This window comes from Pseudomonas sp. H9 (assembly GCF_004353925.1).
GTDB lineage: Bacteria > Pseudomonadota > Gammaproteobacteria > Pseudomonadales > Pseudomonadaceae > Aquipseudomonas.
The window spans coordinates 43,665-63,660 of record NZ_SMOK01000023.1; the positions used below are offsets into that span (position 1 = coordinate 43,665).

21 protein-coding genes and 1 riboswitch are annotated in these 19,996 nt (G+C 61.4%); of the genes, 17 read left to right on the plus strand and 4 right to left on the minus strand.

Features of this window, described 5'->3' with window-relative positions; genetic code table 11:
- Window positions 1-44: 44 nt before the first annotated feature.
- From relA to E1573_RS17830, 3 genes are all read left to right on the plus strand, one after another.
- Entirely contained in the window at window positions 45-2,285 is a 2,241-nt protein-coding gene (gene relA / locus E1573_RS17820; protein WP_133215899.1) for a GTP diphosphokinase, read from the plus strand.
- Window positions 2,286-2,363: 78 nt separating this feature from the next.
- Window positions 2,364-3,194 (plus strand): nucleoside triphosphate pyrophosphohydrolase, encoded by an 831-nt coding sequence (gene mazG, locus E1573_RS17825; RefSeq protein WP_133215900.1) that lies wholly within the window; start codon window positions 2,364-2,366, stop codon window positions 3,192-3,194.
- Between the two features lie 24 nt (window positions 3,195-3,218).
- Window positions 3,219-3,758 (plus strand): DUF2058 domain-containing protein, encoded by a 540-nt coding sequence (locus tag E1573_RS17830; protein ID WP_133215901.1) that lies wholly within the window; start codon window positions 3,219-3,221, stop codon window positions 3,756-3,758.
- A 45-nt stretch (window positions 3,759-3,803) separates the two neighbouring features.
- On the opposite strand, the gene E1573_RS17835 is transcribed toward E1573_RS17830, so the two are convergent.
- From E1573_RS17835 to purM, 4 genes are all read right to left on the minus strand, one after another.
- A complete protein-coding gene (locus E1573_RS17835; protein WP_133215902.1) occupies window positions 3,804-3,986 on the minus strand; it encodes a hypothetical protein in 183 nt (60 codons plus the stop codon).
- Between the two features lie 273 nt (window positions 3,987-4,259).
- Window positions 4,260-4,970 (minus strand): DUF3108 domain-containing protein, encoded by a 711-nt coding sequence (locus E1573_RS17840; RefSeq protein ID WP_133215903.1) that lies wholly within the window; start codon window positions 4,968-4,970, stop codon window positions 4,260-4,262.
- Between the two features lie 8 nt (window positions 4,971-4,978).
- A complete protein-coding gene (gene purN, locus E1573_RS17845) occupies window positions 4,979-5,632 on the minus strand; it encodes a phosphoribosylglycinamide formyltransferase (protein WP_133215904.1) in 654 nt (217 codons plus the stop codon).
- Complete coding sequence (gene purM / locus E1573_RS17850) at window positions 5,632-6,690, minus strand: phosphoribosylformylglycinamidine cyclo-ligase (protein WP_133215905.1); 1,059 nt, start codon at window positions 6,688-6,690, stop codon at window positions 5,632-5,634. Before purM ends, purN begins: the two co-directional genes overlap by 1 nt.
- A gap of 343 nt (window positions 6,691-7,033) precedes the next feature.
- On the opposite strand from purM, the gene E1573_RS17855 reads away from it, so the two are divergent.
- From E1573_RS17855 to cobC, 14 genes are all read left to right on the plus strand, one after another.
- The gene (locus E1573_RS17855; protein WP_133215906.1) at window positions 7,034-8,092 is read left to right on the plus strand and encodes a DUF2066 domain-containing protein; all 1,059 of its coding nucleotides are present in this window, start codon (window positions 7,034-7,036) and stop codon (window positions 8,090-8,092) included.
- Between the two features lie 25 nt (window positions 8,093-8,117).
- Complete coding sequence (locus E1573_RS17860; protein ID WP_133215907.1) at window positions 8,118-9,191, plus strand: AI-2E family transporter; 1,074 nt, start codon at window positions 8,118-8,120, stop codon at window positions 9,189-9,191.
- Window positions 9,192-9,348: 157 nt separating this feature from the next.
- Window positions 9,349-10,053 (plus strand): DnaA regulatory inactivator Hda, encoded by a 705-nt coding sequence (hda, locus tag E1573_RS17865; protein ID WP_010220358.1) that lies wholly within the window; start codon window positions 9,349-9,351, stop codon window positions 10,051-10,053.
- A 115-nt stretch (window positions 10,054-10,168) separates the two neighbouring features.
- Window positions 10,169-10,801 (plus strand): C40 family peptidase, encoded by a 633-nt coding sequence (locus E1573_RS17870; protein ID WP_133215908.1) that lies wholly within the window; start codon window positions 10,169-10,171, stop codon window positions 10,799-10,801.
- 135 nt (window positions 10,802-10,936) lie between these two features.
- Window positions 10,937-11,470, plus strand: a complete 534-nt coding sequence (locus E1573_RS17875; RefSeq protein ID WP_133215909.1) for a C40 family peptidase — start codon at window positions 10,937-10,939, stop codon at window positions 11,468-11,470.
- A 103-nt stretch (window positions 11,471-11,573) separates the two neighbouring features.
- Window positions 11,574-11,799, plus strand: a riboswitch (cobalamin riboswitch).
- Window positions 11,800-11,963: 164 nt separating this feature from the next.
- Entirely contained in the window at window positions 11,964-12,575 is a 612-nt protein-coding gene (gene cobO / locus E1573_RS17880; protein ID WP_133215910.1) for a cob(I)yrinic acid a,c-diamide adenosyltransferase, read from the plus strand.
- Window positions 12,572-13,867: a cobyrinate a,c-diamide synthase gene (locus E1573_RS17885; protein ID WP_133215911.1), complete on the plus strand. Its 1,296-nt coding sequence runs from the start codon at window positions 12,572-12,574 to the stop codon at window positions 13,865-13,867. The genes cobO and E1573_RS17885 overlap by 4 nt, the downstream gene beginning before the upstream one ends.
- Entirely contained in the window at window positions 13,864-14,511 is a 648-nt protein-coding gene (gene bluB, locus E1573_RS17890) for a 5,6-dimethylbenzimidazole synthase (protein ID WP_133215912.1), read from the plus strand. The genes E1573_RS17885 and bluB overlap by 4 nt, the downstream gene beginning before the upstream one ends.
- A complete protein-coding gene (gene cbiB / locus E1573_RS17895; RefSeq protein ID WP_133215913.1) occupies window positions 14,511-15,419 on the plus strand; it encodes an adenosylcobinamide-phosphate synthase CbiB in 909 nt (302 codons plus the stop codon). Before bluB ends, cbiB begins: the two co-directional genes overlap by 1 nt.
- The gene (gene cobD, locus E1573_RS17900; protein ID WP_133215914.1) at window positions 15,412-16,404 is read left to right on the plus strand and encodes a threonine-phosphate decarboxylase CobD; all 993 of its coding nucleotides are present in this window, start codon (window positions 15,412-15,414) and stop codon (window positions 16,402-16,404) included. Before cbiB ends, cobD begins: the two co-directional genes overlap by 8 nt.
- Window positions 16,401-17,864: a cobyric acid synthase gene (locus tag E1573_RS17905; RefSeq protein ID WP_133215915.1), complete on the plus strand. Its 1,464-nt coding sequence runs from the start codon at window positions 16,401-16,403 to the stop codon at window positions 17,862-17,864. The genes cobD and E1573_RS17905 overlap by 4 nt, the downstream gene beginning before the upstream one ends.
- Window positions 17,857-18,378 (plus strand): bifunctional adenosylcobinamide kinase/adenosylcobinamide-phosphate guanylyltransferase, encoded by a 522-nt coding sequence (cobU, locus tag E1573_RS17910; RefSeq protein ID WP_133215916.1) that lies wholly within the window; start codon window positions 17,857-17,859, stop codon window positions 18,376-18,378. Before E1573_RS17905 ends, cobU begins: the two co-directional genes overlap by 8 nt.
- On the plus strand, window positions 18,375-19,430 hold the full coding sequence (gene cobT / locus E1573_RS17915; RefSeq protein ID WP_133215917.1) for a nicotinate-nucleotide--dimethylbenzimidazole phosphoribosyltransferase: 1,056 nt from the start codon (window positions 18,375-18,377) through the stop codon (window positions 19,428-19,430). The genes cobU and cobT overlap by 4 nt, the downstream gene beginning before the upstream one ends.
- The gene (gene cobC, locus E1573_RS17920; protein WP_133215918.1) at window positions 19,427-19,996 is read left to right on the plus strand and encodes an alpha-ribazole phosphatase family protein; all 570 of its coding nucleotides are present in this window, start codon (window positions 19,427-19,429) and stop codon (window positions 19,994-19,996) included. The genes cobT and cobC overlap by 4 nt, the downstream gene beginning before the upstream one ends.

Sequence of the window (19,996 nt, forward strand, 5' to 3'; positions counted from 1 at the left end):
TTTCAAGCGCATCGCGAATGCGCTGTAGGGAAAGGTAAACAAAGATGGTACAGGTGAGAGTGCACCAGCCGGTCAACACAGACGGCAGTATCAATCTCGAAGCATGGCTGGATCATGTGGTGAGCGTCGACCTGGCGCTGGACCGTGAAGCCCTCAAGGCGGCTTGCGAGTTCGCACAGGAAATCGAGAAAAAGGGTAACCCGGCCAAGCATTCCTGGGCCGATGGCACCTCAAGTTTTCAGGCCGGTCTGGAAATTGCCGAAATTCTCGCCGACCTCAAGCTCGACCAGGACTCCCTGGTTGCTGCGGTGATCTACCGTGCCGTGCGCGAAGGCAAGGTGACCCTGGCCGAAGTCGGTCAACGTTTCGGTCCGGTGGTCTCCAAACTGATCGACGGCGTACTGCGCATGGCGGCTATCAGCGCCAGCCTCAGCCCGCGCCAGTCGCTGGTGCTGGGTTCCCAGGCACAGGTCGAAAACCTGCGCAAAATGCTCGTGGCCATGGTCGATGACGTCCGAGTGGCGTTGATCAAACTGGCTGAACGTACCTGCGCCATCCGGGCGGTCAAAGGTGCCGATGACGAGAAGCGTCATCGTGTCGCCCGCGAAGTGTTCGATATCTATGCCCCGCTGGCGCACCGGCTGGGCATCGGGCATATCAAGTGGGAGCTGGAAGACTTGTCTTTCCGCTACCTGGAACCGGAGCAATACAAGCAGATCGCCAAGCTGCTGCATGAGCGGCGCCTGGACCGTGAACGTTTCATCAGCGATGTGATGAACCAGTTGCAGAACGAGTTGCTGGCAACCGGGGTCAAGGCTGACATCAGCGGTCGGGCCAAGCACATCTATTCGATCTGGCGCAAAATGCAGCGCAAAGGCCTGGAGTTCAGCCAGATCTATGACGTGCGTGCGGTACGCGTACTGGTTCCGGAAATGCGCGACTGCTACACCGCGCTGGGGATCGTGCATACCCTCTGGCGGCACATTCCGAAAGAGTTCGACGATTACATCGCCAACCCCAAGGAAAACGGCTATCGCTCATTGCACACCGCAGTGATCGGCCCCGAGGGCAAGGTGTTGGAAGTGCAGATCCGCACCCACGCCATGCACGAAGAGGCCGAGCTCGGCGTCTGCGCGCACTGGCGCTACAAAGGAACCGACGTCAAATCCAGCTCCAACCATTACGAGGAGAAAATCTCCTGGTTGCGTCAGGTGCTGGAGTGGCACGAAGAGCTGGGTGATATCGGCGGCCTTGCCGAACAGTTGCGTGTCGATATCGAGCCCGACCGGGTGTATGTGTTTACCCCGGACGGCCATGCAATCGATCTGCCCAAGGGCGCTACGCCGCTGGACTTCGCCTATCGCGTGCACACTGAAATCGGTCACAACTGCCGTGGTGCGAAGATCAACGGGCGGATCGTGCCGCTCAACTACAGCCTGCAGACCGGCGAGCAGGTCGAGATCATCACCAGCAAGCACGGCAACCCCAGCCGCGACTGGCTGAACTCGAACCTGGGCTACGTCACCACCTCGCGGGCGCGGGCCAAGATTGTTCACTGGTTCAAACTGCAGGCGCGTGACCAGAACGTTGCCGCCGGCAAGACCTTGCTTGAGCGCGAGCTCAACCGCCTGGGCCTGCCTCAAGTCGACTTCGAGCGTTTGGCGGAAAAGGTCAACCTCAAGGCTGCTGAAGACATGTTCGCTTCTCTGGGGGCCGGCGACTTGCGTCTGGCGCACCTGGTCAACGCCGCTCAGCAACTGGTCGAGCCTGAGCGCAGCGAGCACGTTGAGCTGGTACCGCGTAAGGCGACCGGCTACAAACCCGGCAAGCGCGGCGATATCCAGATCCAGGGCGTGGGCAACCTGCTGACACAAATGGCCGGCTGCTGCCAGCCGCTGCCAGGCGACGCGATTGTCGGTTACATCACCGTTGGCCGTGGAGTGACGATTCACCGTCAGGACTGCGCTTCGGTGCTGCAACTGGCGGGGCGTGAGCCTGAGCGGATTATTCAGGTCAGTTGGGGGCCGGTGCCGGTGCAGACCTACCCGGTCGACATCATCATTCGCGCCTACGATCGCCCAGGCTTGCTGCGTGATGTCTCCCAGGTGCTGCTCAATGAGCGGATCAACGTTCTGGCGGTCAACACCCGCTCGAACAAGGAAGACAACACTGCACTGATGTCGCTGACCATCGAGATTCCGGGGCTGGATGCGCTTGGGCGCTTGCTCGGGCGGATTTCGCAGTTGCCGAACATCATCGAGACGCGGCGTAATCGTACCCCTTGAAATTATGATCGCGGGGCAAGCCCGCTCCCACAGGGGATCAACTGTGGGAGCGGGCTTGTCCCGCGATAAGGATCCGAGATGTACACCCTAGACGACCTGCTCCACCTCATGGCCCGTCTGCGTGACCCGCAGTACGGTTGCCCGTGGGACCTCAAGCAGACCTACGCCACGATCATTCCCTACACCCTCGAAGAAGCTTACGAAGTGGCGGATGCCATCGAACGTAGCGATTTTGAGCATTTGCAGGGCGAGTTGGGCGACCTGCTGTTCCAGGTGGTGTATTACAGCCAGCTGGCCCGTGAAGAAGGCCGTTTCGAGTTTGCCGGGGTGATCGACAGCATTACCCGCAAACTGATCCGTCGCCATCCGCACGTATTTCCAACGGGTGAGCTGTACGCTCCGCTGGATACCCCGAAGCTCGATGAAGCTCAGGTCAAGCAGCGTTGGGAAGAAATCAAAGCCCAGGAGCGTGCCGAGAAGGGCGTTCCCGAGCAGCTGTCGCTGCTGGACGATGTGCCGGCGGCCTTGCCAGCATTGTCTCGTGCCGCCAAGCTGCAAAAGCGCACGGCCAAAGTCGGGTTCGACTGGCCGGATGCCTTGCCTGTGCTCGACAAAGTGCGTGAGGAACTCGACGAAGTGCTGCAGGCCATGGCCGATAATGACAGCGCGGCGCTGGCCGAGGAGGTAGGCGATCTGCTGTTTGCCACGGTCAACCTGGCCCGGCACCTGAAGGTCGATCCGGAAAACGCCTTGCGCGGCGCTAACCAAAAATTTGAACGACGTTTCCGATTTATCGAGCAGGCATTGCGCGAAAGCGGGCGTCCGATTGAAGATTGCACCCTGGAAGACATGGATGCGCTGTGGGGCGAAGCCAAACGTCAGGAAAAAAACCTGTCCAGCTGCGGCTGACTGAAGTTTATAAGTGAGTGAACGATGAGCCTTTCCCTTCGTGACCAATTGCTCAAAGCCGGTCTGGTCAACCAGAAACAGGTCAAGCAGGTCAACAAAGATCAGAAGAAACAGAAACGCCTGGAACACAAGGGCCAGGTTGAAGTCGACGACAGCCAGCAGCGGATGGCCAAGGAAGCCATGGCGGAAAAAGCCCTGCGCGACCAGGAACTCAACCGCCAGCAGCAGGAGAAGGCTGAGCAGAAGGCCCGTGCCGCCCAGGTCAAGCAATTGATCGAGGTGTCGCGCCTGCCCAAGCTGACCACTGAGGATTACTACAACTTCGTCGACGACAAGAAGGTCAAGCGTCTGTCGGTCAACGCTCTGATGCGCAGCAAGCTGAGCAGCGGCTCGCTGGCCATTGTTGCCCACGGCGGTGGCTACGAGGTGATCCCTCGCGAAGCGGCACTGAAGATCCAGGAGCGCGATCCCAAGCGTATCGTCCTGCTCAATACCCAGGTTGAAGAGCCGGATGCCGATGATCCGTACGCGGCCTACGTGATTCCTGATGACCTGATGTGGTAACAACGACAAACCCCGCCTCGGCGGGGTTTGTGCTTTCTGAAGGGCCTATTCCTGCTGCTGCCTGCTTTCCAGGAACTCCAGTTCAACACGGTAATTGTGGGCTTCATGCTCATTGTGGAACATACCCACCAGCTCATCCTGCTGGTGCACATCCCAGATGCGCAGACCTGCTGCCAGGCTTTCGTAAGACATTTTGGTTTCATCGCGCTCAGTTACTTTGACAGTCATCTGCAAACTCCAGGTTCAGTTAACTGCGGCATTCTGTCGCAGGACTCTTTTATAGAGTTTGTTAGCTGCCTAAGTAAATGTTTGCCCCATGAAACATCTTTCATGCAAGCACGAAAACTCCGTAGGAGCGGGCTTGCCCCGCGATGCGATGTGGCTGACAACTCGCAATCGCGGGGCAAGCCCGCTCCCACCGGGATGAGTTGGGGAGGTGTTTTTGCTGCCCATAAAAAACCCCGCACAAGGCGGGGTTCGGGTGTAGCTGGCAGTCAGCGATCAGTTGCCCTTGACCGACTTGCCATCGACCGTACCGTCTTGCAGCACGATCACATACTCTTTGCCGTCGGTTTCGACCTGGCGCAGTTGCACCAGCAGGTAGTCCCAATCCTTGGCGAACCACAGCTCGGTGATGCGCTTGCTTTGGCTAGGATCGCGTACGCGCTCAACCTTGATGGCATCGACCTGGCCAGTCTTGGTGGTGACCTTTTCAGTGCCGAGAACGCGGAAGTCATAGGTATCGATCTCGTCGCCATCGACCACCTGGTAACTCACGCTTTTTTTGCCGGCAGCGATGTCGTGTTGCAAGGCCAACTGATAGGTGGACTTGTCGAGCACGCCACGGTTCAGCGGCAGCTTGATCGCGTCACCACGGTCGGTGCCGGTGATTTCCTTTTTGTTCCAGTCAAAATTCAGATCGACCTTCTTGGCTTTGCCCAGGCCACCACGTTCAAAGTGGTAGGTCTGTGGCAACAGGGCATCCTTGTCCAGGCGCAGGGTGCTTTCTTCTGTCAGGCTGGCGATCATCATCGATGCCTTGAAGTTGAGGCTCCAGGTACCGTTGGCGTTCTTTTCCAGGCTGCGCTCGGCGGTGCCGCTCATGGGCAGCTGTTTCCAGTCTGCGGTGTAGCTGGCCGAGAATGGCTTGAGGTCTGCTGCCTGAAGCGGCAGTGCGAGCACGGCAAGAGCGAAGAGCAGGGCGCGACGCATAGTATCTCCTAGGGTCGAATCAAGTGGCCGCTGGCCGCCAGGGGCTGGCCATCCAGTAGAGCACCGTGTTCACCAAGGCGCAAACGGCCTTCAGCGAACCAGCGCACCGCCAGCGGGTAAATCTGATGTTCCTGGCTGTGAACCCTTTGTGCCAGGCGTTCCGGCGTGTCATCCAACTCTACCGGTATTACTGCCTGTACGACCAGCGGGCCGCCATCGAGTTCCTCAGTGACGAAGTGCACGCTGCAGCCATGCTCGCGGTCACCGGCTTCAAGGGCGCGTTGATGGGTGTGCAGGCCTTTGTACTTGGGCAGCAGTGACGGGTGGATATTCAGCAGGCGGCCTTGATAGTGCCGGACAAAGCCGGCACTCAAGATACGCATGAAGCCCGCCAGCACCACCAGTTGAGGCTGGTAACCGTCGATCAGTTCGACCAGGGCTGCATCGAATGCCTCGCGGCCGTCGAAAGCCTTGTGGTCGAGCACGGCAGTGTCGATGCCGGCATCACGGGCACGCTGCAAACCGTAGGCATCGGCGCGGTTGGAGATGACCGCGCGGATCCGCACCGGGCTATCGCCGGTGCGGGTGCTGTCGATCAAGGCTTGCAGGTTACTGCCGGTGCCAGACAGCAGCACCACGACATCACACGACGTATTCGGCATCAGTGCGCCTTGACGTTCTTCAGCTCGACCTGGGCAGCGCCTTCGGCAGCAACGCCGATCTGGCCGATGACCCAAGGCTGCTCACCGGAGTCACGCAGGTTCTGCAGAGCGGCTTCGACCTGGTCCTGAGCAACGCAGATGACCATGCCAACGCCACAGTTCAGCACGCGGTGCATTTCGTGCTCGTCGACGTTGCCTTGCTCTTGCAGCCAGTCGAAGACCGCCGGGCGCGTCCAGCTGGCGACGTCAACCACAGCCTGGGCGCCTTTGGGCAGCACGCGTGGGATGTTGTCGAGCAAGCCGCCACCGGTGATGTGGGCCATGGCTTTGACTGCGCCGGTGTCTTTGATCAGCTTGAGCAGTGGCTTGACGTAGATGCGGGTCGGGGCCATCAGCAGTTCGGTCAGCGGCTTGCCGTCGAGCTGGATGTTTTCGATGTCGGCACCGGCTACTTCGATGATCTTGCGGATCAGCGAGTAACCATTGGAGTGCGGACCGGAAGACGGCAGGGCGATCAGCGCGTCGCCAGTGGCTACTTTGGAGCCGTCGATGATTTCGGCTTTTTCCACTACGCCGACGCAGAAGCCGGCCAGGTCGTAGTCTTCGCCTTCGTACATGCCAGGCATTTCAGCGGTTTCGCCACCAACCAGGGAGCAGCCTGCCAGTTCGCAGCCAGCGCCGATGCCGGTCACCACGGTAGCGGCAACGTCAACGTTGAGCTTGCCGGTGGCGTAGTAGTCGAGGAAGAACAGCGGCTCGGCACCGCACACTACCAAGTCGTTGACGCACATGGCGACCAGGTCCTGGCCGATGCTGTCGTGCTTGTTCAAGTTCAGCGCCAGGCGCAGTTTGGTGCCCACACCGTCGGTGCCGGAAACCAGGACCGGTTGCTTGTAGCCGGCCGGGATTTCACAGAGGGCGCCAAAACCGCCCAGGCCGCCCATGACTTCCGGGCGCGCCGTGCGCTTGGCAACGCCTTTGATGCGTTCGACCAATGCTTCACCGGCGTCGATGTCTACACCGGCGTCCTTGTAGCTCAGGGAGGGTTGCTTGCTCATGATCCAGGCCTTTAAGAGGGAGGGATTCAGGGGAATCGACCGCGATCTGCCAGGCAAGGCGGAGCATTTCCGGCTGCCTGACCGTCACCGGTCTGCGAAGGCGCGCGATTTTATCAGGGTTGCCCGGTAGCGGCCATCCTCAGGCCGACGGGCAGGGGCCTGTTCGGCTAAAAAAATAACCTTTAATGGTGTCTGACTGGTTGCCGGGGCATAGGCTGTATAAGGTATAGCAAAGGCGATGAGGTGAAATTGGCCGGGCAGGCTGAATGTTTTGCACGGTGCTGCGGTCATACCAACCACTGTTGAAAGCATCGCTTCTTTATTATCAGGACAGGAATCCTACATGCGTTTGCGTCATTACCTGGCCGTTGGCTGTCTTGCCTTGTTTGGCCTGTCGGCTCAGGCCGAAACCGTTTCCGGTCTCTATCAAGTTCGCGAACCGGTCGATGGCCAAGGCACCGAAGCCCGTGCTCAGGCCACCGGCAAAGCCCTTGAAACCCTCGTGCTGCGCCTGACCGGTGACCCCAAGGCGGCGCAGAGCCCGGCCCTGGCAAGCTTGCGCAAGGACCCACAACAAATCATCAGCCAGTTCGGTTTCGAGGCCGGCCCCCCGGAAACCGTGCTGGTGGACTTTGACCCGGGCAGCACTGAGCGCGCGCTTCGTCAGGCCGGCCTGGCACTGTGGGGCAACAACCGGCCTTCGATCCTCGGCTGGTGGTTGAACGACAGCACCGAGGGCTCAAGTCTGGTGGGGGACGGCCAAAACAGTGCCACGCCCTTGCGTCGTGCCGCGCAGCACCGAGGCCTGCCGTTGCGTCTGCCATTGGCCGATCTCAACGAACAACTGGTTGCCACTGCAAAAAATCTGGAAGGGGCAGACCCTGCGCCGTTGCGTGATGCCTCGGAACGTTATGGTGCAGATGCCTTGTTGGCGGTGCACGCCAGCGAGGCTGATGGCAAATGGCAGGGCACCTGGCGCTTGTGGTTGGGTGAGCAGCGTGAGCAGGGCAAGGTCGAAGCGGCCGATCAGGCTGCATTGGCCGATGCGGTGATGCTGGCGGTCAGTGCTCGCCTGGCGCCTCGCTTCGTGGCGCGCCCCGGTGCCAGCAGTGTCATGCAGGTCCAGGTGCAGGGTATGACCTTGGCGCGTTATGCCGAGTTGGGCCGGGTGCTGGAGCCGTATGGTGGGCGCCTCAACCAAGTGACTGGCGATACCTTGATCTATCAGGTGACGGGTAACAGCGATCAGCTACGCGCCCAATTAGGCCTGGCTAAGCTGCAAGAGCTACCCGCCGAGGCGCCGGTATCGCAACCGGCGCAACCGGCGGCTGATCCGGCTAGCCCGGTCGCGACCCAGGCAGCTGTAGCCCAACCGTTCAATGGCCTGCGTTTTCGTTGGTAATGTCTGACCAGGCCTGGAGCCGTTCATGATTGATATGCGTCGCTGGGTATGGCCCGGCGTAATCGTGCTGTGCGCTGTATTGCTGTACTGGCTGCACCCGATCCTCTCGCCGTTCCTGGTGGGGATTCTCTTGGCTTACCTCGCCGACCCGCTGGTGGATCGCCTGGAACGTACCGGCATGTCCCGTACCTGGGGTGTGGTGGTGGTATTCACCCTGTTTACCTTACTGCTGACTTTGCTGTTGCTGGTGTTGGTGCCGATGCTCGCCAAGCAGCTGGTACGCCTCTACGAGCTGGCACCGCAAATGCTCGACTGGCTCCAGCACGATGCCTTGCCATGGCTGCAGACCCGCTTCGGGCTGGCTGAGGGCTTCTGGAAGTTCGACAAGATCAAGGCGGCCATCAGTGGTCATATGGGCCAGACTACCGACATTGTCGGGGTGATCCTGTCTCAGGCGACGGCGTCGGGGTTGGCCCTGTTGGGTTGGTTGGCCAATCTGGTGCTGATCCCGGTGGTGAGTTTTTACCTGCTGCGCGATTGGGATTTGATGATGGCCAAGCTCCGTAGCCTGCTGCCGCGCCAGCGCGAGGAGCGGGTAGTGGCATTGGCAGGCGAGTGCCATGAAGTGCTCGGTGCCTTCGTCCGTGGCCAGTTGATGGTGATGCTGGCGCTGGGTGTGATCTATGCCTCCGGCTTGATGCTGGTCGGCCTTGAACTTGGCTTGCTGATCGGCCTGCTGGCCGGGCTGGCGGCCATCGTGCCGTATATGGGCTTCATTATTGGTATTGGCGCGGCGATGATTGCCGGGTTGTTCCAGTTCGGCGGCGACCTGTACCCACTGCTGGGCATCATGGCAGTGTTCATGGTCGGGCAGGCGCTGGAGGGGATGGTGCTGACGCCGTTACTGGTAGGTGATCGCATTGGCTTGCATCCGGTAGCGGTGATTTTTGCCATTCTTGCCGGTGGTGAATTGTTCGGATTTACCGGCGTTTTGCTGGCGCTGCCAGTGGCGGCGGTGATCATGGTGCTGCTGCGTCACGTCCATGACCTCTATAAAGAGTCGGACATGTACGGTGGTGAGATTGACCCGGACCTGTAACTTAATAGCCAATGGCTTTCATCGATTGCCAGGCACCGATGCAAGCCTTTGATTTTACTTGTGGTCCACGCTGATTGTGCGCGTGGCGCCACGGGTATAAACTTTGCAGACTTTTCACAAAAGGCCCTTTGCGGTTCCCCGGGACTGCCCAGCCAGCATGAAACCGATCCAGTTGCCCTTGGGTGTGCGTCTGCGTGACGACGCCACCTTCATCAACTACTACCCGGGTGCCAACGCCGCCGCATTGGGCTACGTCGAGCGCCTCTGCGAAGCCGACGCCGGCTGGACCGAAAGCCTGATCTACCTCTGGGGCAAGCAGGGCGTCGGGCGTACCCACCTGTTGCAAGCCGCCTGCCTGCGCTTTGAGCAACTGGGCGAACCCGCCGTCTACCTACCGCTGGCGCAACTGCTTGATCGGGGTGTCGAACTGCTCGACAACCTGGAGCAGTACGAACTGGTGTGCCTCGATGATCTGCATGTCATTGCCGGCAAGCCCGAGTGGGAAGAGGCGATGTTCCACCTCTTCAACCGCCTGCGTGACAGTGGCCGTCGCCTGTTGCTGGCGGCGTCCAGCTCGCCACGTGAATTGCCGATCAAGCTCGCCGACCTCAAGTCGCGCCTGACCCTGGCGCTGATTTTCCAGATGCGTGCGCTGTCTGACGAAGACAAGCTGCGTGCCCTGCAACTGCGTGCTTCCCGCCGTGGCCTGCACCTGACAGACGAAGTCGGGCATTTCATTCTGACTCGCGGCACGCGCAGCATGAGCGCATTGTTCGACCTGCTCGAACGTCTCGATCAGGCCTCTTTGCAGGCTCAGCGCAAGCTGACAATCCCGTTTTTGAAAGAAACTTTAGGCTGGTAAGGCAGGGGCTAGAGCCTCGGCACATAAAAGTCACATTTTTTTCGATTGAATTTGCAAATCGATGCGATAGAAGGCATAGTCTCGACTTCTTTAAATCCAAGACACGGTCGTGCCCATGCTAAATCGCTTCGCACCCCTCGTGCCCCTCGCACTTGTGACCCTGCTTTTTGGCTGCGCGGCCCAAAGCCCTGTTTCGCAGCAGCAGGATCAACAATCGGTTATCTCTCAAGTTTCGGCCAAGCCCTCCACCTCGCTGGTGTTCGAGGAAGAAATGGCCACTGAAGAAGACCTGCAAGATTTCGCCAGCAGCAAGCCTTACCAACTGCCAGCCCTGGCTGACAACATTCTCGAGCGTGGCATGTCGCTGATCGGTACCCGTTACCGTTTTGGCGGTACCTCCGAGAACACCGGCTTTGATTGCAGCGGCTTCATCGGCTACCTGTTCCGCGAAGAGGCCGGCCTGAACCTGCCGCGCTCCACCCGCGAAATGATCAACGTGAAAGCCCCGCTGGTTGCTCGCAACAACCTCAAGCCGGGTGACCTGCTGTTCTTCAGCACCAATGGTCGCGGCCGTGTTAGCCACGCCGGGATCTACCTGGGTGACGATCAGTTCATTCATTCCAGCAGCCGCCGCAGCGGTGGTGTGCGCATCGACAAGCTCGGTGATCGCTACTGGAGCAAGACCTTTATCGAAGCCAAGCGTGCACTGGCCATGGCACCCACCGCGACGACTATTTCGCGCAACTGATCCCTGGCCCTGCAATATCACGGCGACGTCGCTTAAAAGCACGTCGCCGTGCGTGTTTACAGAAAGCGTCTAATCTAAATTCTCAACTATTTCCGGCCCTCACCGCCGGACGGCTTCAGACAGGATGTTCTGACCATGGCGATGAAGGCGCGCTTCGCTCTACTTTCCTTGCTGGCACTGCTCGGTGCCTGCTCCAGTCATGCTCCGACGCCACCCAAAGTGGTCGAGCCGGTGGTCATGGCGCCGCAAGTTTATTTCTCTCCCGTTGCTGAAGATGTGCTGTTCCAGGCCCTGGGCTTGGTGGGCACGCCGTATCGTTGGGGTGGTAACACGCCCGACGCAGGCTTCGATTGCAGTGGCTTGATCGGTTATGTCTACCGTGACTCTGCGGGTATTTCGCTGCCGCGTACGACCCGTGAAATGATTGGCATGCGTGCGCCGAATGTCGATCGCAATGCGTTGCAGTCGGGTGATCTGGTGTTCTTTGCCACCAATGGTGGTTCACAGGTGAGTCATGCCGGGATCTACGTTGGCGAAGGCCGCTTCGTGCATGCCCCGTCTGCCGGCGGTACCGTACGTCTGGATTATCTGTCCAATAGTTACTGGAACAAGGCCTACCTTAACGCCAAGCGCGTATTGGCTACGACTCAGCTGGCTCGCAATCCCTGATTTGAATTAATCGCGGGGCAAGCCCGCTCCCACCGGGCCTGCCTTGCCATTGATTCAGGCCGGTGCTGCGCCTTTCATTGACGCTCCGGGTGCAACCCTCTAACCTTCGCGACTTGTTTCAGGTGCTCTGTAGGCTGCGGTCTGGCAGGGTGAAACAGGGAAGCCGGTGGGTGCGCGATTGCGTACGAGTCCGGCGCTGCCCCCGCAACGGTAGGTGAGTCAAGGCCGCGCACGGCCACTGGGTGATCACACCCGGGAAGGCGCGCGACCCTGGGTGTTCATGGCCCCGCTCACAAGCCCGGAGACCGGCCTGTAACAGCCAACGGCATCACGGAGGGTGATGCGCGTATCCTTCGGCTCATGCCGCAGCCTTGCGCGTTTCTCCGTCTGCCATATCCATTCATCTATCACCTTCTGTTTGCTGCGAACGCTGTACAGCCCTGTGCTGCAAGGCCCGTTGCGAACCGATTGATAGTGCTATGCGGAGACTCCGATGACTGAATCCACCGAGCGCGACGAACGCCACCTGGCGCGTATGCAACGCAAGAAGGCGGTAATCGACGAGCGAATTGCCAACGCCCCCAACGAATGCGGTTTGCTGCTGGTGCTCAGCGGCAATGGCAAAGGCAAAAGCAGCTCGGCGTTCGGCATGCTGGCGCGGGCCATGGGCCACGGTATGCAGTGCGGCGTGGTGCAATTCATCAAGGGCCGTAACAGCACCGGCGAAGAGTTGTTCTTCCGGCGCTTCCCTGATCAGGTGCGTTACCACGTGATGGGCGAGGGCTTCACCTGGGAAACCCAGGACCGCCAGCGCGACATCGCCGCTGCCGAAGCCGCTTGGGCGGTATCGCGCCAATTGCTGCAGGATCCAGCCATCACTTTTGTGGTGCTCGATGAGCTGAACATTGCCCTCAAGCATGGCTATCTGGATCTGGAACAGGTGCTCAGCGACCTGCAGGCCCGCCCGCCGATGCAACACGTGATCGTCACCGGCCGCGGCGCCAAGGACGAGATGATCGAACTGGCCGACACCGTGACTGAGATGGGCATGATCAAGCATGCCTTCCAGGCGGGTATCCGCGCCCAGAAGGGCGTTGAGCTATGAGTGACACGCGTCACTGCCCGGCGGTGCTGATCGCAGCCCCGGCGTCGGGGCAGGGCAAGACCACCGTAACCGCCGCCCTTGCACGCCTGCACCGCAATCTTGGGCGCAAGGTACGGGTATTCAAATGCGGCCCGGACTTTCTTGACCCGATGATTCTTGAGCGAGCCAGCGGCGCCCCGGTGTACCAGCTCGATTTGTGGATGGTCGGTGAACAGGAAAGCCGACGGCTGCTCTGGGAAGCGGCGGGTGAAGCGGATCTGATTCTGATCGAAGGCGTCATGGGCCTGTTCGACGGTACGCCGTCGAGCGCAGACCTGGCCCGGCATTTTGCCGTACCGGTGCTGGCGGTGATTGATGGCACTGCCATGGCGCAGACCTTTGGTGCTTTGGCTTTGGGTCTAGCGCGTTATCAAGCGGACCTGCCGTTTGCCGGCGTGCTGGCCAACCGGGTCGGCACCCTGCGGCACGCCCAGTTGCTCGAAGGTAGCCTCACCGAAGGGCTGCGCTGGTACGGCGGCCTGTCCCGGGAAACCGGTATCGAGTTGCCAAGCCGCCACCTGGGCCTGGTTCAGGCTAGCGAGCTGAATGATCTGGATGTCCGTCTGGACGCCGCTGCCGCAGCGCTGGCTGCGAGCTGTGAGTCGTCATTGCCGCCGGCCGTGGCCTTTGCTGCGCCGACGCCACAGCTGATCGAACCCTTGCTTGAGGGCGTATCCATCGCCGTGGCCCGGGATGAAGCCTTTGCCTTTACCTATGGCGCCAACCTCGACCTGTTGCGTGCCATGGGCGCTGAGCTGAAATTCTTTTCACCGCTGCATGACCGCACGCTGCCGCAGGCCGATAGCCTCTACTTGCCGGGCGGTTATCCAGAGCTGCACCACCAGGTGTTGGCAGCCAATACGTCGATGCTGGCGGCGATTCGCGACCACCATCAGGCAGGCAAACCATTGCTGGCCGAGTGTGGTGGCATGCTCTACCTGTTGGAAGCCTTGACCGATGTCAGCGGAACGCGCGCCGAGTTGCTGGGCTTGCTGGCGGGCGAGGCGGTGATGCAGAAGCGTTTGGCCGCCCTGGCGTTGCAAGCGGTGGAGTTGCCGGAGGGCGTGTTGCGCGGGCACACCTATCACCACTCGCTGACTACCACCTCGCTGGAGCCGATTGCCCGCGGGCATAGCCCCAATGGCGGGCGCGGTGCCGAGGCAGTCTACCGGCAAGGTCGTTTGACCGCGTCTTACGTGCATTTCTACTTCGCCTCAAACCCACACGCGGCGGCGGCGCTGTTAGCCCCATGAGCGATCAGGCCTTCACCGACGCCGAGCGCGCGGCGGTCTACCGCGCGATTGGCGAGCGCCGCGACATGCGTCACTTCACTAAAGGCGAGGTGGCTCCGGAGCTGCTGGCGCGTCTGCTGGCGGCGGCGCACCAGGCGCCCAGCGTCGGGCTGATGCAGCCTTGGCGCTTTATTCGTATTACCGACCCGTCGCTGCGTCAGCAGATTCAAGGACTGGTGGAAACCGAGCGGGTACGTACTGCCGAGGCCTTGGGCGAGCGTTCGGATGCGTTCATGAAGCTCAAGGTGGAAGGCATCAGCGACTGCGCCGAGCTGCTGGTAGCGGCTTTGACGGATGACCGTGAAAAGCACATTTTCGGTCGCCGCACCTTGCCGGAGATGGACCTTGCCTCGCTGTCCTGCGCGATCCAGAACCTGTGGCTGGCGGCCCGCGCGGAAGGCCTGGGCATGGGCTGGGTGTCGCTGTTCGAACCTCAGGCGCTGGCCGAGCTGTTGCGCATGCCCGCAGGCGCCAAGCCGCTGGCGGTGCTCTGCCTGGGGCCGGTTGAAGCGTTTTACCCGGCGCCCATGCTGGTGCTGGAAGGCTGGGCCGCTGAACGGCCGTTGAGCGACATGCTATTTGAAAACCAGTGGGGAGAGTCTTGATGAGTGTGGCGTTGCTGACCGTTGCCGGTGTAGCGCTGGATGCGCTGCTGGGGGAGCCGCAGCGTCGGCATCCACTGGTTGCCTTTGGCCGTTTCGCCAGCCGTTTGGAGCAGCGTTTCAACGCCGGGGGCTGCGGCTGGCGCAGCCACGGTGTTACCGCCTGGTTTCTGGCGGTGATTCCTCTGACCTTGTTGGCTACCTTGCTGTCCTGGCTGCCCTATATCGGTTGGCTGGTGGAAGTGTTGGCACTGTATTGCGCGCTGGGGCTGCGCAGCCTGGGGGAGCACGTGAAGCCGGTGGCCGCAGCCTTGCGTGCAGGTGATCTGGAACTGGCACGCCAGCGCGTGGGCTTTTTGGTCAGCCGCGAGACGCGCGAGCTGGATGACACCGCGGTGGCACGTGCTGCCACTGAATCGGTGCTGGAGAACGGTAGCGATGCGGTATTTGCCGCATTGTTCTGGTTTGTCGTGGCGGGGGCGCCGGGTGTGGTGCTCTATCGCCTGAGCAACACCCTGGACGCCATGTGGGGCTATCGCAACGAGCGCTTCGAACGTTTTGGCTGGGCCGCGGCGCGCATTGACGACCTGCTCAACTACCTGCCTGCGCGCTTGGTGGCCTTGACCTACGCGGTGCTCGGCAAGACCCGTTTGGCCCTGAGTTGCTGGCGACGCCAGGCACCGCTGTGGGACAGCCCCAATGCTGGTCCGGTGATGGCCGCCGGTGCCGGTGCCTTGGCGGTCGAGCTGGGTGGCCCTGCGGTGTATCACGGAGAACTGCACGAGCGCCCGCAGTTGGGTGAAGGCCCGGCGGCGGATGCCAGTGCCATCGAGCGTGGCTGGCGCCTGGTGTGTCAGGGGGTGTGGTTGTGGCTGCTGCTGTTGTGTCTGGGGGCTGAATTCTATGCTTGAACACGGAGGGCGCCTGCAGCGCGCCGTGCAGCACTACGGCATTGCCCGGGAGCACTGGCTGGACTTGTCCAGCGGGATAGCGCCTTGGCCGTACGCCATTCCAGAGATTCCCTTGCAGGCCTGGGCGCGCTTGCCGGAAACCGACGACGGCCTGGAGCAGGCCGCCGCTGCGTATTACGGTGTCACGCATGTTTTACCGGTAGCTGGCTCCCAGGCTGCGATTCAGGCGTTGCCTCATCTGCGCGCACGCGGCACGGTTGGCGTGCTGTCGCCTTGTTATGCCGAGCACGCCGAGGGCTGGCGGCGTGCCGGGCATCAGGTGATCGAGCTGCACAGCGAGCAGGTCGACGATCACCTCGACAGCCTTGATGTGCTGGTGGTGGTTAACCCGAACAACCCTACCGGTTGCCTGCACCACGCTGCACAGTTGTTGGGCTGGCACCAGCGTCTGGCGCGGCGTGGTGGCTGGTTGCTGGTTGACGAAGCGTTTATGGACAACAGCCCGCAGCACAGCATTGGCGCCCATGCCGATCAATCGGGGCTGATCGTGCTGCGCTCGTTCGGCAAGTTCTTTGGTCTGGCAGGCGTGCGTTTGGGCTTTGTGCTGGCAGAACCCACGCTGTTGCAACGGTTGGCCGAGCTGCTCGGGCCCTGGACCATCAGCGGGCCGACGCGAAGGCTTGGCCAGGCTTGTTTGCTCGACACGGCCGCGCACCAGCAGCAGATCGCGCGTTGTGCCGCTGCCAGCCAACGCTTGGCTGGCATGCTGATCCGTGCGGGCTTTGCCCCGAGCGGGGGCTGCGACTTGTTCCAGTACCGGGTGACTGAACAGGCTGAACAGTTGCATGAGTTTATGGCTCAACGCGGAATTTTGCTGCGCCTGTTCGCGCAGCCGGCCAGCCTGCGTTTTGGCCTGCCGGCCACGGATGCTGATTTCCAACGCCTCGAACAGGCGTTCAACGACTACCGAAAGGACAGGCCATGAGTACCTTGATGGTGCAGGGCACCACTTCCGATGCTGGCAAAAGCACGCTGGTGACTGCGCTGTGCCGCTGGTTATTGCGTCAAGGCGTGGCAGTAGTGCCCTTCAAGCCACAGAACATGGCGCTCAACAGTGCGGTAACCGCCGACGGTGGTGAGATCGGCCGGGCGCAGGCCGTTCAGGCTCAGGCGGCAAGGCTTGAGCCCCATACCGACATGAACCCGGTGCTGCTCAAGCCCAACAGCGATACCGGCGCACAGGTGATTGTCCATGGTCGCGCGGTCACCAGCATGAACGCTGTGGCGTATCACGATTACAAAGTGATCGCGATGCAGGCGGTGCTGGAGTCGCACCAGCGATTGACCGCACAGTACCCGGTGGTAATGGTTGAAGGGGCGGGGTCGCCTGCCGAGATCAACCTGCGTGCGGGCGACATCGCCAACATGGGCTTTGCCGAAGCGGTGGACTGCCCGGTGATCCTGGTCGCCGATATCAACCGAGGCGGAGTGTTTGCCCATCTGGTCGGCACGCTGGAGCTGCTGTCGCCCAGCGAGCAAGCGCGGGTCAAAGGTTTTGTCATTAACCGTTTCCGTGGCGACATTGCCTTGCTGCAACCCGGCCTGGACTGGCTTGAAGCACGCACAGGCAAGCCGGTGTTGGGCGTGCTGCCCTATGTGATGGACCTGCACCTGGAGGCCGAAGACGGTATCGACCAGCGCCAGGGCGACAAGGCGGCGCGCGCGCTTAAAGTGATCGTGCCGGTGCTGCCGCGCATCAGTAACCACACCGATTTCGACCCGCTGCGCCTGCACCCACAAGTGGACTTGCAGTTCATTGGCCCTGGCGACTCCATTCCACCCGCCGACCTGATCATTTTGCCGGGCTCAAAAAGCGTGCGCGGCGACCTGGCGCAACTGCGTGCGCGTGGTTGGGACCAGGCCATCGCTCGCCACCTGCGTTACGGCGGCAAGGTGCTGGGCATCTGCGGAGGCCTGCAGATGCTGGGTAAACGCGTCGAAGACCCGCTCGGGCTGGAAGGTGCAGCCGGAAGCAGTGAGGGCCTGGGCTTGCTGGATTTCGTCACGGTACTGGAGGCGGAGAAACAGCTGCGCAACGTTGCGGGTACTTTGCAGTTGGAGCAGGCGCCGATCAGTGGCTATGAAATCCATGCCGGGGTGACCCAGGGCGCGGCGTTGGAGCATCCCGCCGTACTGCTGGCTGATGGCCGCAGCGACGGTGCAATCAGTGCTGATGGGCAGATTCTGGCGACCTACTTGCATGGCCTGTTCGAAAGCCCGTCGTCTTGCGCGGCGTTGCTGCGCTGGGCCGGTCTGCAAGAGGTTGAGCACATCGACTACCAGGCGCTGCGCGAGCGCGACATTGAGCGCCTGGCGGATTTGGTCGAGCAACACTTGGATACCACGCGTTTACGTCAACTGTGCGGGATCAGCGGACATGCTTAATTTGATTCTCGGCGGTGCTCGCTCCGGTAAGAGCCGCCTGGCTGAACAGTTGGCCGAACGCAGCGGCTTGCCCGTCACCTACATTGCCACCAGCGAGCCGTTGGACGCTGAAATGAATGCCAGGGTGCAGTTGCACCGTGAGCGCCGGCCAGCCAGTTGGGGGTTGATCGAGGAGCCGTTGGCCCTGGCTCAGGTGCTGCGCGCCAATGCCAGCGCCGAACGTTGCCTGCTAGTTGATTGCCTGACCCTGTGGCTGACCAACCTGTTGATGCTCGATGACCCCGAGCGCTTGCAAAGCGAACGCACAGCGCTACTGGATTGCCTGGCTGGCTTGCCGGGTGAGGTCATTCTGGTCAGCAACGAAACCGGGCTTGGGGTGGTGCCGCTGGGCGAGCTGACTCGTCGTTATGTCGATGAGGCCGGCTGGTTGCATCAGGCTATTGCCGAGCGGTGTCAGCGGGTGGTGCTCACCGTTGCTGGCTTGCCACTTACTTTGAAAGGAACCGCACCATGAGTCAGACCTGGTGGCTTGATGCCTGCCGTCCCGTTGATCAGGCTACTCGCGAACAGGCCCTGGCGCGTCAGCAGCAATTGACCAAGCCAAGCGGGTCGCTGGGGCGGCTGGAGTCGATTGCCGTGCAGCTTGCCGGTTTGCAAGGGCAGCTCAAGCCGAATCTGGATCAGGTCAGTATCGCGATTTTCGCCGGTGATCATGGGGTGGTTGCCGAAGGTATTTCCGCTTACCCGCAGGCGGTGACCGGGCAGATGCTGCAGAATTTTGTTGGCGGTGGCGCAGCGATCAGCGTGTTGGCGCGGCAGCTCAATGCTCAGTTGGAAGTGGTGGACCTGGGCACCGTCAACCCGGATTTGAATCTGCCGGGTGTGCGTCACCTGCGGGTTGGGGCCGGTACGGCGAACTTCGCCAAGGCCCCGGCCATGACTAATGCACAAGGCTTGCAAGCCTTGCAGGGCGGGCGCGACAGCGCCTTGCGCGCAGCCGCCAATGGTGCTTGCTTGTTCATCGGTGGTGAGATGGGCATCGGCAACACCACGGCCGCCAGTGCTCTGGCATGTGCAATGCTGGGTTGCCCGGCGATTGAACTCAGTGGTCCGGGCACCGGCCTGGATGCCGCAGGTGTTCAGCACAAGGCCGAGGTGATCGAGCGTGCGTTGGCACTGCATCGCGGCCTGGCGGATGAGCCCTTGCAGCAGCTTTTCTGCTTCGGGGGCTTTGAAATCGCTGCCTTGGTGGGTGCTTACCTGGGCTGTGCGCAAGCCGGGATTGTGGTGTTGGTCGACGGCTTTATCTGCACGGTTGCTGCGCTGGTAGCCACGCGGCTCAACCCGAGTAGCCGTGACTGGTTGCTGTTTGGCCACCGCGGCGCCGAGCCTGGGCACCGTCGTGTGCTGGCTGAGTTGGATGCCGAGCCGGTGCTGGAGCTTGGCTTGCGTCTGGGTGAGGGCAGTGGTGCGGCGTTGGCGGTGCCGGTGTTGCGCCTGGCCTGCGACCTGCACGGGCAGATGGCGACCTTCGCCGAAGCGGCCGTGGCGGACCGACCCGCATGATCATCGACCTCTTGCGTCACGGTGAAACCGAGCTGGGAGGCGGTCTGCGCGGCAGCCTGGATGATGCGCTTACGGCCAAAGGCTGGGCACAGATGCAAGCTGCAGTGGATACCGCCGGGCCGTGGCAGGTAGTGGTCAGTTCACCGTTGCAGCGCTGTGCGCGTTTTGCTCAGGCGCTGGGTGAGCGCAGTTGCTTGCCTGTGCAACTGGCTCCCGGGCTGCAAGAACTGCATTTTGGTGAGTGGGAAGGGCGCAGTGCCGCTGACTTGATGCTCACCCACGAGCAGCAACTGGGGCAGTTCTGGGCGGATCCTTACAGCTATACACCGCCTGGCGCAGAAGCGGTAAGCGATTTCTCTGCGCGCGTGCTGGCCGCGATTGCTGCGTTGCATGCTGAACATGCCGGCAAGCGCGTGTTGCTGGTGACGCATGGTGGTGTGATGCGCCTGTTGCTGGCGTGCGCCAGGGGGCTGCCCCGCGAACAGCTCCTGCAAGTGGAGGTAGGCCATGGCGCGCTGTGTCGCCTTGAAGTGCTGGGCGACGGCGGCCTGCGAGAAGTGCACTAG